The organism is Oricola indica (genome assembly GCF_019966595.1).
Lineage (GTDB): Bacteria > Pseudomonadota > Alphaproteobacteria > Rhizobiales > Rhizobiaceae > Oricola > Oricola indica.
The window spans coordinates 78,642-93,184 of the sequence record NZ_JAINFJ010000008.1; the positions used below are offsets into that span (position 1 = coordinate 78,642).

Consider the following 14,543-nt stretch of genomic DNA (forward strand, 5'->3'; position numbering starts at 1 on the left):
CCTCAGTCGAATTCGGCTTCGCCCGCAAGCGCGTCGGCCAGCATGTCCTCATATTCGTCATGCGGCACGTCGATCGCGCCGAAACGCTTCAGGTGTTCGGTCGTGAACTGCGTGTCCAGCAGCACAAAACCACGCTCTCTTAGCCGTTCGACAAGATGGACGAGGCAAATCTTGGACGCGTCGGTCTTTCGCGAGAACATGCTCTCGCCGAAGAAGGCGCGGCCCAGCGTGACCCCGTAGAGCCCGCCGACGAGCTGGTCGTCGTCCCATGCCTCGACCGAGTGCGCGTGCCCCATACCGTGCAATTGGCAATAGAGGTCCCGTATCGTCCGGTTGATCCATGTGCGTTCGCGGTCGGTCGTCGTCTCCGCGCAGGCGCCGATGACCTGCCGGAACGCCGTGTTGATACGGATGTCGAAGGGCGCCTGTCGCACCTTCTTGGCGAGGCTTTTCGGGATGTGGAAGGCATCGAGCGGCAGCACGCCGCGCATTTCCGGCTGGACCCAGAAGATTTCCGGATCATCCGCATCGTCGGCCATCGGAAAGATGCCGGCCGCATAGGCCCGCAGCAGGATCTGCGGTGTCAGGCCGCGCTTTCCACCATCGTCGCTACGTGTCATTGCGCCGGCGCTCCCGCGCGCGGACGCCGCCCGGCGTTACGGGGCGGACGATGCCGCAAGGTACTTTTCCAGCCAGTGAATATCGTAATCGCCATTGGCGATGTCGATGTTCTGCACGAGGTCCTGGAACAACGGCAACGTCGACTTGATGCCATCTACCACGAACTCGTCGAGACAGCGCCGCAGACGCATCATGCATTCGACGCGGTTGCGGCCATGCACGATCAGCTTGCCGATCAGGCTGTCGTAATAGGGCGGGATGCGGTAGCCGGCATAGACGCCTGAATCGACGCGCACGCCCAGCCCGCCGGGCGTGTGGTAGTGGGTGATCGTGCCGGGGGAGGGCATAAAGGTCCGCGCATCCTCGGCATTGATGCGGCACTCGATCGCGTGACCCTCGAAGGTGATCTCGCTCTGGCGCACCGACAGGCCCGCACCGGCTGCCACGCGCAACTGCTCATGCACGAGGTCGATGCCGGTAATCGCTTCGGTGACCGGATGTTCGACCTGAAGGCGGGTGTTCATCTCGATGAAATAGAACTCGCCATTCTCGTAGAGGAATTCGACCGTGCCCGCGCCGCGATAGCCCATTTCGGCGACCGCATTGGCGCAGATCTCGCCGATTTCCTTGCGCTGCTTGGCGTTGAGGGCCGGTGAATTGGCTTCTTCCCAGACCTTCTGGTGGCGGCGCTGCAGCGAACAGTCGCGTTCGCCGAGATGGACGCCCGCGCCCTTGCCGTCGCCGACGACCTGCACCTCGATGTGGCGCGGCTTGCCGAGGAACTTCTCGATATAGACCTCGTCATTGCCGAAGGCCGCACCGGCTTCCGAACGCGCGGTCTGGAGCGCGACCACGAGGTCGTCCTCCGTGCGCGCGACTTTCATGCCGCGTCCACCGCCGCCGGCCGTCGCCTTGATGATGACCGGATAGCCGATATCGGCGGCGATACGTTTCGCTTCGCGCTCGTCGCTGACGCCGCCTTCCGAACCGGGGACGACCGGGATGCCGAGCCTTGCGGCCGTGCGCTTCGCCTCGATCTTGTCGCCCATTATCGAGATGTGCTGGGCGGTCGGGCCGATGAAGGTGATTTCGTGGGCTTCGAGAATCTCGGCGAATTTCGCGTTCTCGGACAGGAAGCCGTAGCCCGGATGCACGGCATCCGCGCCGGTGATCTCGCAGGCCGCGACGATCTGGTGGATGTTGAGATAGCTGTCGCGCGAAGGCGGCGGTCCGATGCAGACGCTCTCATCGGCGAGCTTCACATGCATCGCCGATTCGTCGGCCGTCGAATGGACCGCGACGGTCGCGATGCCGAGTTCCTTGCAGGCGCGTAGGACCCGGAGCGCGATTTCTCCGCGATTGGCGATGAGGACCTTGTTGAACATGGGACTTTCCGCTCCGCGTTACGCGATGACGACGAGCGGCTGGCCGTATTCCACGGGCTCCGAATCGGTGACGAGAATCTCGGTGATCGTGCCCGATTGGGGCGACGGGATCTGGTTCATCGTCTTCATCGCCTCGATAATCAGCAGCGTCTGGCCTTCCTTGACGGTCTGGCCGACCTTGATGAACGGGTCCGAGCCGGGGGCCGGCGAGAGATAGGCCGTGCCGACCATCGGGGAGGGCACGTCGTTGCCGGTTTTGGCGGGCGCCGCTGCCGGCGCGTCCGGCTGGGGAGTCGCGGCTTGCGGCGCGGCCGGGGCCGCGGGTGCCGCAGGAGCCGGCGCAGCGGCCTGGATGTAGGACGGTGCCGACACTTCGCGCGAGACGCGGATGCGCAGCTCGCCCTGTTCGATTTCGATCTCGGTGAGGTCGGTCTCCGTCAGAATGGCTGCCAGATCCTTCACGAGCCCCGTGTCTATCGCCGGCTTATGTTCACCCATGTTGTGCCTCGAAAAATACCTGTCTCATGTCCGTCAACGTTTCATATGAACGGCGAGGGCGCGTATCGCAAGCAAATAGCCCTCCGTCCCCAGTCCGCAAATCATTCCCTTCGCCACTGGCGTGATGTGGGAATGATGGCGGAAACGCTCACGTGCGTGAATGTTGGAAATATGCACCTCGACAACGAGTGCGCCCGAGCCCGAAATGGCGTCGCGCAGCGCGATCGAGGTGTGTGAATAGGCGCCGGGATTGAACACGACGCCCGTAGCTTCCCTGCCGGCTTCCTGGATCTTGTCGACGAGCGCACCTTCGTGGTTCGACTGGAATGTCGATACCTCGAAGCCGAGTTCGGCGCCAAGGCGCTCGCAGGTGGCTTCCACATCGCTCAGGGTCTCCGAACCATAGGTCGCCGGCTCGCGCGTGCCGAGCAGGTTGAGATTCGGTCCGTTGAGGATGAGGATGCGATCGGTCATCGCGGGTCGTGCCGTCCCTTGCTGTTCATGCGGAAAGCCGTCGCGCTTCGGTAGAGGCTGTGACGCCCGCCGACAAGGGGAAAGGCGGGAAATTGCCCGCGAAGCCCCTGTTTCCGCACATTTTTCTTCTCAAAACAGCGTTTTTTGCGCGTTTGCCGCCTCAGCAGACCGTCGAGCCGCATTCGCGGACATTGGCCACCTTGGTCATCAGGACTTGCTCGCCGAGCGCGCCGGAGACGACCTCGTCGCCGATCACATAGGCCGGCGTGCCGGTGATGCCGAGTTCGTTGGCGAGTGCGTATGTGGCGCGGATGCGTTCCGAGATGCTCGGGTCTTCCATGCGTGCGCGCAGTTCGGCCTCGTCCGCGCCGAGATCGGTGGCGATCATCATGGCCGATTCCTCGCTCGCGCGGCCGTCGAAGCCGAGCAGCCGCAGGTGAAATTCCGGGTATTTTTCGGGCATGATATCGGAGAAGGCGAGCGCGACGCGATGCGACGCCTCCGAATCCGGCCCGAGAATGGGGAATTCCTTGAGGACGAATTTCAGTTCGGGGTCGTTTTCCATCATCGCGATCATGTCCGACATGGCGCGCTTGCAGTAACCGCAATTGTAGTCGAAGAACTCGACAACGGCGATGTCGCCGTCGGGATTGCCGAGAACCGGATCAGACATGTTGTCGAAGATGTTGGTCTTCTGCGCCGCGATGGCCTCGCCCTGCTGTTCGCGCTGCGCGACCATCTGCTTTTCCTGAAGGGCGTCCTGCACTTCCAGCATGATTTCCGGGTTTTCCAGCAGGAACTCGCGAATCGCGGCGTTGATCGCGACCTTGTCGAGAGCCGGAGCGGGCGCAGGCTCGGCGGCGGTTTCCTCCACGACCTCGACCGGCATGACCTGCTCGGCAGGCTGCGATGCGAAATAGGTGGCGAAGCCGAGGCCGCCCGCAAAGGCGACGGCTACGGGAAGAACAAGTTTCCAATCCAGGGCGGGCATGATTTATCCTCTCAGGCGGTTCGCGCCGGCTTAGCGGCGATTTCTCGGAATTTCAAAGCGTTGTATGTCATCGGCGCGCAGCCATTGCGGCGTGTTCGGCGGAAAGCGGCGCTTGGCGCGCGCCGCGAAGACCTTGGCTTCCTTATAGCGGCCGGAATGAAAATTCTGTTCGGCCGTGGCGAGATCGGCGCTGCCGACATCGCCGAGCCGGCCATAGGCCATGGCAAGAAAGCGATATCCCTCGGCGTTGACCGGATCGAGCGACAGCGCGACTTCGAGTTCGCCGACCGCGCGACGCAGGCTTTGCGGGTCGCCCTGCAAAACCAGTGCGTGGCCAAGTGCGCTCTGGATCAGGCTGGAGCCTCCCTTTTCGAGCCGCGCGGCCTTGTCGAAAGCGTCCGCCGCACCGCGCGCATTGCCCGCCTTGAGCTGGATTTCGCCTTTTATCTCATAGAGGTAGGGGTTAGACGGGTCGCGCGCGATCAACTTGTCGATCATCGGCAGCGCGGCGCGCGGGGAGCCGTGCAGGAATTTCGTGATCGTGCGCGCATATTGCGCGGCCTTGCTGCTCTTCGTCTTGCGCGCAAAGCCTTCCGCCGCCGAGGGGCCGTTGGAATAGGCAAGTATCTTCGCACGCGCCATTTCATGGCGTTCGACGAGGCTCGCCGGATCGGTCTTGTCGAAATAGGGGCTCTTGCGCGCGGCGGTTTCCAGCGCCGTTATGCGCTCGCGGGGCAGGGGGTGGCTGATCTTGTAGGGGTTGATCCGATCGTTGATCAGGGAGATGCCGCGGTCGAGCCGCGCGAACGTGGTCAACATGCCCTTCGCCGACTGCCGGGTCTTGTTCAGATAGTCGACCGCCGCACGGTCCGCCGTGAGTTCCTCGCTGCGCTGATAGGTCAGGAGGCCACGCCGTGCCGCTTCCTGTCCGCCCATCATGATGCCGCTGCCCGCGCCGACGCCGGCGCTGTTTCCGCTGCGCCCCGCCGCGACCGCGGCCGACACGCCGAGAATGGTCGTCACAGTGGCTATCGTCTGCGCGCGGTCGAGCTGCTGGCGCAGCCGGTCCTGGTGGCCGCCGGCCAGATGCGCGATTTCATGCGCGAGAACGCCGATCACCTCGTTCGGCGTCTCCGCGAGCGCGATGGTGCCCGTGTTGACGAAGATCTTGGTGCCGGAAACGAACGCGTTGAAGGAGGGCGAATTGACGAGCACGACATCCGTGCGGTCGGAGCGCAGGCCTGCCGCCTTGAGCAGCGGGCGCGCATAGTCGACCAGCAATTTCTCGATTTCTGCGTCACGGACGATCGGCGTGCGCGATTGCGCCGAAGCCGGCAGAACCGCGGCAATCACAAGCGTCGCCGTCGCTATCCACATCGCCAGTTTGCGCGCCAATTGGCAAAACTCCGTCGTCTGTGCTTTTAGAGCGCTCACGGTCAGGTGGGCTAGCGCGATTTGCCCGCCAATCATAGCGAAAACAAGGCCCGCACACCGTATCGTGATGGCGGGCCGTGACGCGGGAGCGTGTTGGAATGACGATCTTGTCGGCGCGGGGAGCGGTCGAGCCGTTCTACGCCATGGATGTTTTGCGCGAGGCCAACGCATTGGCGGACGCCGGGCACGACATTTTGTCGCTGGCGGTGGGCCAGCCCTCCCATTCCGCGCCGAAAGGCGTTCTCGAAGCTGCCGAGAAGGCGCTGCGCGAGGCCAAGCTCGGTTACACCGACGCGCTGGGCCGCATGGAGACCCGTCGTGCCATCGCCGCGCATTATGCCGAACGCTATGGCGTGGAGGTGCCGGTCGGGCGGATCGCGGTAACGACGGGGTCGTCGGCCGGATTCTCGCTTGCGTTCCTGGCGGTCACCGATCCGGGAGGCCGGGTCGCGATCACCGCGCCCGGTTATCCGGCCTATCGCAACATCATCAAGGCGTTGTCGCTCGAGGCCGTCGAGATCGAGACCGACATGGCCGAGGATCACATGCTGAGCGTCGACGCGCTGCAGGCCGCGCATCGCGAGAAGCGCATCGACTCGCTGCTGATCGCCAGCCCGGCCAACCCCACGGGAGCCGTGACCGACCGCCACCATCTCGCCGCGCTGATGGATTTCTGCCGCGACGAGAACATCGCTTTCATCTCCGATGAGATCTATCACGGCCTGCGCTACACCGGCGACGACCGCACGGCGCTGTCGCATACTGACGACGCGATCGTCATCAATTCCTTTTCAAAATACTACTGCATGACCGGCTGGCGCATCGGCTGGATGGTGCTGCCGGAAGATCTCGTTCGTCCGGTCGAGCGGCTTGCGCAGAGCCTCTATATCTCCGCGCCGGACCTGTCGCAGCTCGCTGCGCCGGCCGCATTCGGCTGTACGGACGAACTGGAGGCGATCAAGGACGGCTACCGCGCGAACCGCGCATTGCTGATGGAACGGTTGCCAGCGATGGGCATATCATTCGCCGCGCCGCCGGATGGCGCGTTTTACGCCTGGTGCGATGTCAGCGCACACACCAATGATTCCATGGATTTCGCGAAGCGGATGCTCGAGGAAATCCATGTCGCCGCCGCGCCCGGCCTCGATTTTGACCCGGTGAACGGCCCGCGCTACATGCGTTTTTCCTATGCGGGATCGACGGAGACCATCGCCCGCGCGCTCGACCGCATGGACGGGTGGCTGACAAGCTAATTGACCGCTCGCGCCATCTCGGCGAGCTTGTGGACGGTGTTCAGGTTGCGCGCCGTCTTGTCCGCCTTGATGAAGCGGTCGAGCTTCTGTGCAATCACCGAGCGGCCGAAGCCGTCCGGCGTGTAGACGTAGAGAATGTTGCCCCTGATCTCCGCCGCCTCGTTGTCGGGTGCGATCGCGCGCAATTCGTCAAGATCGGCGTCCGCCGGCGTGCTGTCCAGAAAGATCAGGTGGAGCGCCTTGCCCGCATCGGCGGGAAAGGGATTGGCCTCGAGCGCCGCTTCGAGATGCTCCAGGGTCAGGGCGAAAACCGACGGCCTGAACCCGAATTCCCCTTCGATAGAACCGGCGACCGCCTGCGCGACTTTGCCGGCGTCGGTCTCATCCGAGCCGAACACGCAATTGCCGCTTTGAATATAGGTCTGAACGCTCGAAAAACCTGATTCCTCAAGCAGTTCGCGCAATCTCTTCATGGGGACGATGTGCTTGTCGCCGACATTGATCCCACGCAAGAGAACGATCCAAACGGTCATGGGCGACAGTCCCCGGAAAGAAGAAAGGCGGGACAAGCCCGCCTTTCAAATCGTCTTAGAAGAAGCCCTTGCGGGACCACCAACCGGTGCGCTTGGGCTTTTCTTCCGCGGCGCTTCCCTCGGATGTCACGACGGGCTCCGCGTTCAGATCGAGCGTTTCCGCGGTCGCGCGCCGGCGCGCCGGTTTCTCGCTCTCGTCCTGCTCCTCCGTCTCGGTCTCTGCGTTGTCGTTGGCGACAGCAGAGTCCGCCACAGCGGGCTCTTCGGCCGTATCCGTGTTCTCGTTTGCAGCTTCGGTCGCGACCGGTTCCGCCTGAGGGGTTTCGGCTTCCGCAGTCTCGACGGCCTCGGCCGCCTTCGCCTGTTCCGCCGCGGCCTGTTCCTCGGCTGCCTTTGCGGCTTCCTCCGCCTTGCGGCGGTTCTCGGCTTCCTGCTCGGCGGCTTCCGCCGCGATCATCTCGGCCAGCGGTCCGACCGGTTCGGCGTCGGGCAGGCGGAAGTTCCGCCGGTCCCGGCCACCGCGACGTCCGCGCGACCGTCTGCGCTTCTTGTTGCCGCGAGCGTTTCGGGATTCGCCGTTATCGTCGCCGTCATCGCTGTCGTCGCCGGAATTGTCCGACTGTGCCTCGGAATCCGACGTATCGTTGCCATCCCGGTTCTTGCCGCCGCGACGACGCCGACGACGCCGTTTGCGGTTGCGGCCGTCATCCTCGTCCTCGCCGCCGTCTCCGCCGTCGTTGGTTTCCGCATTGTCCTCGGTCTCTTCCTCGATGACCGGGATATCGTCGTCCTCGTCCTCATCACCGTAATCGGGCCTGATCGGCTGGACGCGCGGCAGGTCGGAAATCTCGCCCTTGTCGAAGGCGAAGATCTCGGTGCCGATGAACGGATCGGTCACGATCTCGATATGCAGGCCGAAGCGGCCTTCCATCTCGGTCAGCGTGTCGCGCTTGTGGTTGAGAATGTAGAGCGCCGTGTCGGCATCGGTGCGCACCGTGATGTGGTGCTTGCCGTTGCGCATCAGATAGTCTTCCAGCGACCGGATGACGTGCAACGCCACCGATTGCTGCGAGCGGATATGCCCGGCGCCGCCGCAATGCGGGCAGGGCTGCATGGTGCTTTCGAGCACGCTGGCGCGCATGCGCTGGCGGCTCATCTCCATGAGGCCGAAATGCGAGATACGGCCGACCTGGATGCGGGCGCGGTCGTTCTTCAGGCAATCCTTCAGTTTTTTCTCGACCGCCCGGTTGTTCCGGTTCTCCTCCATGTCGATGAAGTCGATCACGATCAGGCCGGCAAGGTCGCGCAGACGCAACTGGCGTGCGACCTCCTCGGCCGCCTCCAGGTTGGTCTGCAGCGCGGTATCCTCGATGGAATGCTCGCGCGTGGACTTGCCGGAGTTGACGTCGATGGCGACGAGCGCCTCGGTCTGGTTGATGATGATGTAGCCGCCGGATTTCAACCGGACGCTTGGCTGGATCAGCCCGTCGAGTTGCGCCTCGATGCCCGTCTTGGCGAAGATTGGCTGCGACTCGCGCCACGGCTGAACCATCTTGGCGTGGCTCGGCATCAGCATGCGCATGAAGTCCTTGGCCTCGCGATAACCTTCCTCGCCGGCGACAAGGATCTCGCTGATGTCCTTGTTGTAGAGGTCGCGGATGGAGCGCTTGATCAGGCTGCCTTCCTCATAGACCAGCGTCGGCGCGGTCGAGGCGAGCGTCAGTTCGCGCACGCTGTCCCACATGCGCATCAGATATTCGTAGTCGCGCTTGATTTCCGGCTTGGTGCGGTTCGCGCCGGCGGTGCGCAGGATCACGCCCATGCCCTGCGGAACCTGCAGTTCCTTGACGACTTCCTTCAGCCGCTTGCGGTCGGATGCATTGGTGATCTTGCGCGAAATGCCGCCGCCGCGCGCCGTGTTCGGCATCAGCACCGAATAGCGGCCGGCCAGCGACATGTAGGTGGTCAGCGCAGCGCCCTTGTTGCCGCGCTCTTCCTTGACGACCTGCACGAGGATGATCTGGCGGCGCTTGATGACCTCCTGGATCTTGTACTGGCGGCGCAGCGCGCGCTGGCGCGGGCGGGCCTCTTCCATCGCGTCGTCGCTGCCGACAGTGTCGATCTCGTCATCTTCACTGTCGTCGTCGTCATCGTCCGAATCGTCGCGGTCGCTGTTGTTGCCGCGGCGTCCACGTCCGCTCGACCGGCCGCGACGGCGGCGTCCGCGCGAACGGCGGTTGTCGTCATCGTCGCTATCGTCATCGGAGGAATCGTCGTCGTCGTTGTCGTCGTCATCGGAGTCGTCCGACGCATCCGTTTCCGGCGCTTCGGAAATCACGTTTCCGTCGTCTTCGGCGCGCGCGGCGATGGTTTCCGGGCCGTTGTCCTCATTGCGGGAATCGCCGGCTTCGGTGTCGTCGCTGTCGGCGTCCTCGGCTTCGGCGGCCTGGCGGGCTTCCCAGTCGGCCAGGATCGCATCCATCGCGACGGGTTCGGCGTCCGGGACCGACGGTCCGCGCCTGTTGCGGCCGGACGTCTCGCGTTTGCCGTTTTTGGTCTTGCGTCCGCCGCGGCGGCGGCGGGAGCGGCGATTGTCGCTGGCTTCCTGCTCGTCGTCTTCCTGCTCGGCAAGCATCGCTTCCTCGGCGAGGAGCGCCTGACGATCGGCAAGCGGGATCTGGTAATAGTCGGGATGAATTTCGCTGAAGGCGAGAAAGCCGTGGCGATTGCCGCCATAGTCCACGAACGCCGCCTGGAGAGACGGTTCGACCCGCGTGACCTTGGCAAGGTAGATGTTGCCGCGGATCTGTTTCTTGTGTTCGGATTCGAAATCGAAGTCTTCTAGGCGGTTACCTTTGACTACAACAACTCGGGTTTCCTCCCGATGGGAGGCATCGATCAGCATTTTGTTTGACATTGATTCTTGTTCCGGCAGCCGCGCAATCGCCCGGAGGTTGCGACCGGTGGCGCGCCGCCGGACGTCTTGCCGGCGGGATTGTGCTGCTCATTGTATGTTTTGCCGGCACGCGCGACGCCACGGCGAGAAAGGGTTTTTCTCGTGTCTGCCGTGTCTCAACGTCTGCCTTGGTCGAAATAAACGCCATGAAAAGGGCCAACAAAAACGACTGCATTGGGGCTCCCGAAAGGAAGCCGGTTGATTTGCTCTTCTCGAGAGCCGGGCCCATTTTTTGAGGGCCCGTTGGAAAATGCCGCCAGTCTACAACCGAACTGGCAGGCGAAACCTTCGAAACTGACAGGGTGCGGATTGACGCTCCACTGCACTTGCAATTTAGAATTTTGCTAAACCGGCTGCAAGCGTTTTAATTCCGCATGCCAAGATGCTGGGGCCTGACAATGCTTGACTTCTGCGCGCCGGGTAAAGATCCGGTTAACCATGATGGCATATCCAGACCTGTGTGGCGATGTAGCCTGGAGAATGCGGTGCCGCCGCGCAAACGGGGTGTTTGGCGTGATTGACCGGAAATTTCCGCGAGCCTTGATCGGTCGGGCAGGGGTTCTCATCCTTGCGGCGGTCATGCTGTGCGCCGCCCAGGCCTCCGCCTCCAACAGGGCGCCGGTCGCGCTCGACATGCGCATCGTGGGCGACGATGCGGTGACGCGCATCGTCATCGAGTTCGACAAACCCGTCGACGTATCCCACCAGCTTCTCGACCGGCCATGGCGCCTGGTCCTCGATTTCAACAAAATCGGCTACGGATTCGACGAAAAGTCGGTCAACAAGTCGGGCCTCGTGTCGGGCATGCGCTATGGCGACATGGGCGGAAACCACTCGCGGCTGATATTCCGCACGAGCAGGCCTTTCAGCGTGGCCGCCCTTCGTTCGCGCGAGGACCAGCAAACCGGACGTCATAATTTGGTGATCGATCTCGAAGTGGCCGGCGAGGACGAATTCGCCCGTGCCCTCGACCGCTCGATCACGACCAGCGCGGTGGTCAATACGGCCCAGAAGCAGGATCGCATCGGCGCGGTGCATACCGATGACAAGCCGTTCACGATCGTCATCGATCCGGGACATGGCGGCATCGACAACGGCGCGATAGGGGTGCGCGGCACGCAGGAGAAGGATGTCACGCTCGCCTTCTCGCGGACGCTGCGCGACCGGCTTTCGCGTTTCAAGGGCGCGCAGGTGTTCATGACCCGCGATTCGGATGTCTTTGTCGCGCTGGCCGACCGGACCGGCTTCGCGCGGCAGCATCAGGCCGATCTGTTCATCTCCATACACGCGGATTCGCTGCGCCAGCACGGGGTGCGCGGCGCGACCATCTACACGATCTCGGAAAAGGCGTCCGACCAGGTGGCGGCAAGCGTCGCCGCCAACGAAAACCTGGCCGATTCGGTCGCCGGCGTGGAACTGCCGAGCGAGGACACCGCCGTCTCAGACATTCTCGTCGATCTGGCCCGGCGCGAGACGCTTGGATTTTCCGTGCAGTTCGCCCGTCTTGCGATTTCGGACATGAAGGGCTTCGCGCGCCTGATCAAGAACCCGCACCGCTACGCCGGCTTCCGCGTTCTCAAGGCGCCGGACGTGCCGTCGGTGCTTATCGAGCTCGGCTACCTGTCCAACAAGGACGACGAGGCCCTGCTCAACCAGACGGAATGGCAAAACGGGCTTGCCGACAGGCTGGCCAACGCCATCTCGAAGTTTGCCAGCCTCTCGTCGCGCGACATCGAGACGAACGTGGCGGCCGACCGATGACGTCGATTGCCCCGGACCGTTGCCGATTGGGCACGGTTTTTTGCATCAATGTCATGGTGCGGTCCAATTTGGGATGAAAGGCATGTTTCAAGCGTTGCGCGACTCTAGTAGTTTGCGCGATACGCTCCTGATCGCGGCTCCAGCGCGCGTGGAATGCGACTGAAAGAGAACAAATGCTTCGTCTACTTGGATATTTCTTCGGAATCGGAACAATCGGGTTCCTGCTGGTGGCCGCCGCGATCGTCGTCTATGTCGGCGACCTGACCAAGGACCTGCCGGATTACGAGGTGCTCGCCAGTTACGAGCCCCCGGTGACGACCCGCGTCCATTCCAGTGACGGCCAGCTGATGGGCGAGTTCGCCCGCCAGCGCCGTCTCTATATTCCGATCCAGGCCGTGCCCGACCGCGTCAAGGCGGCGTTCCTGTCGGCTGAGGACAAGAACTTCTACCATCACCATGGCGTGGACATGCTGGCGCTGGCGCGAGCTGTCGTGACCAACCTGGAAAACCTGCGCAACGGACGCCGGCTGGTCGGCGCGTCGACGATCACCCAGCAGGTCGCCAAGAACTTCCTGCTGACGAATGACCGCACCGTGGACCGCAAGATCCGCGAGGCGGTGCTCTCGTTCCGTATCGAGCAGGCCTATTCCAAGGATCGCATCCTCGAACTCTATCTCAACGAGATCTTCTTCGGGTCCGGCGCCTACGGGATCGCCGGCGCGGCGCTGACCTATTTCGGCAAGTCGGTGAACGAGCTGAACCTTCAGGAAGCCGCCTATCTGGCCGCGCTGCCCAAGGCGCCGTCCAACTACCATCCCTTCGACGATACCGAAGCGGCCACCGAGCGCCGCAACTGGATCATCGACCGGATGACGGAGAACGGCTACGTCGCCAGCGAGGAAGCCGAAGCGGCCAAGAAGCAGCCACTCGGCGTGAATTTCCGCCGTTCGGGCGATTATGTCTTCGCCGCCGAGTATTTCACCGAGGAAGTGCGCCGCCAGGTCATCGACCGCTACGGACAGGACGCGCTTTACGAAGGCGGGTTGTCGGTGCGGACCACGCTCGACCCGAAGCTTCAGAAAATGGCGCGCACCGCGCTTCAGCACGGATTGATCAAGTATGATCGCGGGCGTGGCTATCGCGGTCCGGTCACCACGATCGATGTTTCGGGCGATTGGGGCGTTTCGCTCGCCGAGGTCGATCGGCTCAGCGACGTGCCGGAATGGAAGCTCGGCGTTGTCCTTTCCGTCGGCGATGACGGAGCCGAGGTGGGATTGCGTCCCGAACGCGAAATTTCCGGCGACATGTCTTCGAACCGCGAGACGGTGAAGCTCGCCGCCGCGGGCATCGAATGGGCGAAGACCCGGCGCGCCGACGGCCGCACGTCCAAGGTCAAGAGCATCAGTGGCGTGCTCTCCGTTGGCGATGTCATCTATATCGAGAACAAGGAAGACGGCTACGAACTGCAGCAGGTCCCCGAGGTTTCGGGCGCTCTGGTGTCCATGGACCCGAATACCGGCCGCGTGCTGGCGATGATCGGCGGGTTTTCCTATTCTCAGTCGCAGTTCAACCGCGCCACGCAGGCCTATCGCCAGCCCGGTTCCTCGTTCAAGCCCTTCGTTTACGCCGCTGCGCTGGACAATGGCTACACGCCGGCATCCGTGGTGCTGGACGCGCCGATTCAGCTCGTCTCCGGCGGCGAGGTCTGGCAGCCGAAGAACTATGGCGGCGGCTTTGCCGGCCCGTCCACGCTGCGCCTCGGCATCGAGCGCTCGCGAAACCTGATGACGGTTCGCCTCGCCAAGGACATGGGCATGCAGCTCGTCGCGGAATATGCCGAGCGATTCGGCATCTATGACGACATGCCGCCGCTTCTCGCCATGGCGCTCGGCTCCGGCGAAACGACGGTGCTGCGCATGGTGTCGGCCTATTCGGTCATCGCCAATGGCGGTCGCTCGATCGAGCCGTCCTTCATCGACCGCGTGCAGGACCGCTACGGGCGCACCATCTACAAGCACGACCAGCGCGAATGCGTCGGCTGCAATGCCGAACGCTGGTCCGGCCAGGAAGAGCCGCAGCTGATCGACAATCGCGACCAGGTTCTCGATCCGATGACCGCCTACCAGATCACTTCGATGATGGAAGGCGTCGTGCAGCGCGGTACGGCCACGCTGATGCGCGAACTCGGACGCCCGCTCGCCGGCAAGACTGGAACGACCAACGAGGAAAAGGACGCCTGGTTCATCGGCTTCACGCCGAACCTGGTGACCGGAGTCTATATCGGTTTCGATCAGCCGGAACCGATGGGACGCGGCTCGACGGGTGGCGGCCTGGCCGCACCGGTGGTCAAGGAATATCTGACCGCCGCGCTCAAGGACGTGCCGATCGCCGATTTCCGGCTGCCCGAGGGCATGAATATCGTCGAAATCGACCGCAAGACCGGCATGCGCGCGCAGGGCGGTCCCGACACGATCCTCGAAGCCTTCAAGCCCGGCACCGGACCGGCCGACTCCTATCAGGTCATCGGCATCGAGACGGTCGCGGTCCAGATCGAGGAGCAGCGCAAGATTTCGCCACGCGCCCAGGAAGCGATCCAGAGCGGGCAGGGTGGTCTCTTCTAGCCTCGCCCTTTACACG

11 protein-coding genes are annotated in these 14,543 nt (G+C 63.3%); 3 read left to right on the forward strand and 8 right to left on the reverse strand.

What is annotated here, in order from left to right; translation table 11 throughout:
* Positions 1-2: 2 nt before the first annotated feature.
* The 6 genes from aat to LC343_RS18380 all read right to left on the reverse strand — a co-directional run bounded on the left by aat (position 3) and on the right by LC343_RS18380 (position 5,439).
* Complete coding sequence (aat, locus tag LC343_RS18355) at positions 3-620, reverse strand: leucyl/phenylalanyl-tRNA--protein transferase (protein WP_223478626.1); 618 nt, start codon at positions 618-620, stop codon at positions 3-5.
* A 36-nt stretch (positions 621-656) separates the two neighbouring features.
* Positions 657-2,006 (reverse strand): acetyl-CoA carboxylase biotin carboxylase subunit, encoded by a 1,350-nt coding sequence (gene accC, locus LC343_RS18360; RefSeq protein WP_223478627.1) that lies wholly within the window; start codon positions 2,004-2,006, stop codon positions 657-659.
* An 18-nt stretch (positions 2,007-2,024) separates the two neighbouring features.
* Positions 2,025-2,504 (reverse strand): acetyl-CoA carboxylase biotin carboxyl carrier protein, encoded by a 480-nt coding sequence (gene accB, locus LC343_RS18365; protein ID WP_223478628.1) that lies wholly within the window; start codon positions 2,502-2,504, stop codon positions 2,025-2,027.
* Between the two features lie 33 nt (positions 2,505-2,537).
* A complete protein-coding gene (gene aroQ, locus LC343_RS18370) occupies positions 2,538-2,978 on the reverse strand; it encodes a type II 3-dehydroquinate dehydratase (protein WP_223478629.1) in 441 nt (146 codons plus the stop codon).
* Between the two features lie 160 nt (positions 2,979-3,138).
* Positions 3,139-3,867 (reverse strand): DsbA family protein, encoded by a 729-nt coding sequence (locus LC343_RS18375; protein WP_425420060.1) that lies wholly within the window; start codon positions 3,865-3,867, stop codon positions 3,139-3,141.
* A gap of 132 nt (positions 3,868-3,999) precedes the next feature.
* Positions 4,000-5,439, reverse strand: a complete 1,440-nt coding sequence (locus LC343_RS18380) for a M48 family metalloprotease (protein ID WP_428982609.1) — start codon at positions 5,437-5,439, stop codon at positions 4,000-4,002.
* 62 nt (positions 5,440-5,501) lie between these two features.
* Here LC343_RS18380 and LC343_RS18385 point away from each other — a divergent pair, with 62 nt between their 5' ends.
* Positions 5,502-6,656 (forward strand): pyridoxal phosphate-dependent aminotransferase, encoded by a 1,155-nt coding sequence (locus LC343_RS18385; protein WP_223478632.1) that lies wholly within the window; start codon positions 5,502-5,504, stop codon positions 6,654-6,656.
* Here the strand turns inward: LC343_RS18385 and LC343_RS18390 are convergent.
* Entirely contained in the window at positions 6,653-7,189 is a 537-nt protein-coding gene (locus LC343_RS18390; protein ID WP_223478633.1) for a DUF1697 domain-containing protein, read from the reverse strand. The two genes, LC343_RS18385 and LC343_RS18390, sit on opposite strands and share 4 nt — an antisense overlap.
* 55 nt (positions 7,190-7,244) lie before the next feature.
* On the reverse strand, positions 7,245-10,106 hold the full coding sequence (locus LC343_RS18395; protein ID WP_223478634.1) for an Rne/Rng family ribonuclease: 2,862 nt from the start codon (positions 10,104-10,106) through the stop codon (positions 7,245-7,247).
* Positions 10,107-10,685: 579 nt separating this feature from the next.
* On the opposite strand from LC343_RS18395, the gene LC343_RS18400 reads away from it, so the two are divergent.
* Complete coding sequence (locus LC343_RS18400) at positions 10,686-11,906, forward strand: N-acetylmuramoyl-L-alanine amidase (protein WP_223478635.1); 1,221 nt, start codon at positions 10,686-10,688, stop codon at positions 11,904-11,906.
* A gap of 173 nt (positions 11,907-12,079) precedes the next feature.
* A complete protein-coding gene (locus LC343_RS18405; protein ID WP_223478636.1) occupies positions 12,080-14,527 on the forward strand; it encodes a penicillin-binding protein 1A in 2,448 nt (815 codons plus the stop codon).
* The last annotated feature ends 16 nt before the right edge of the window (positions 14,528-14,543 follow it).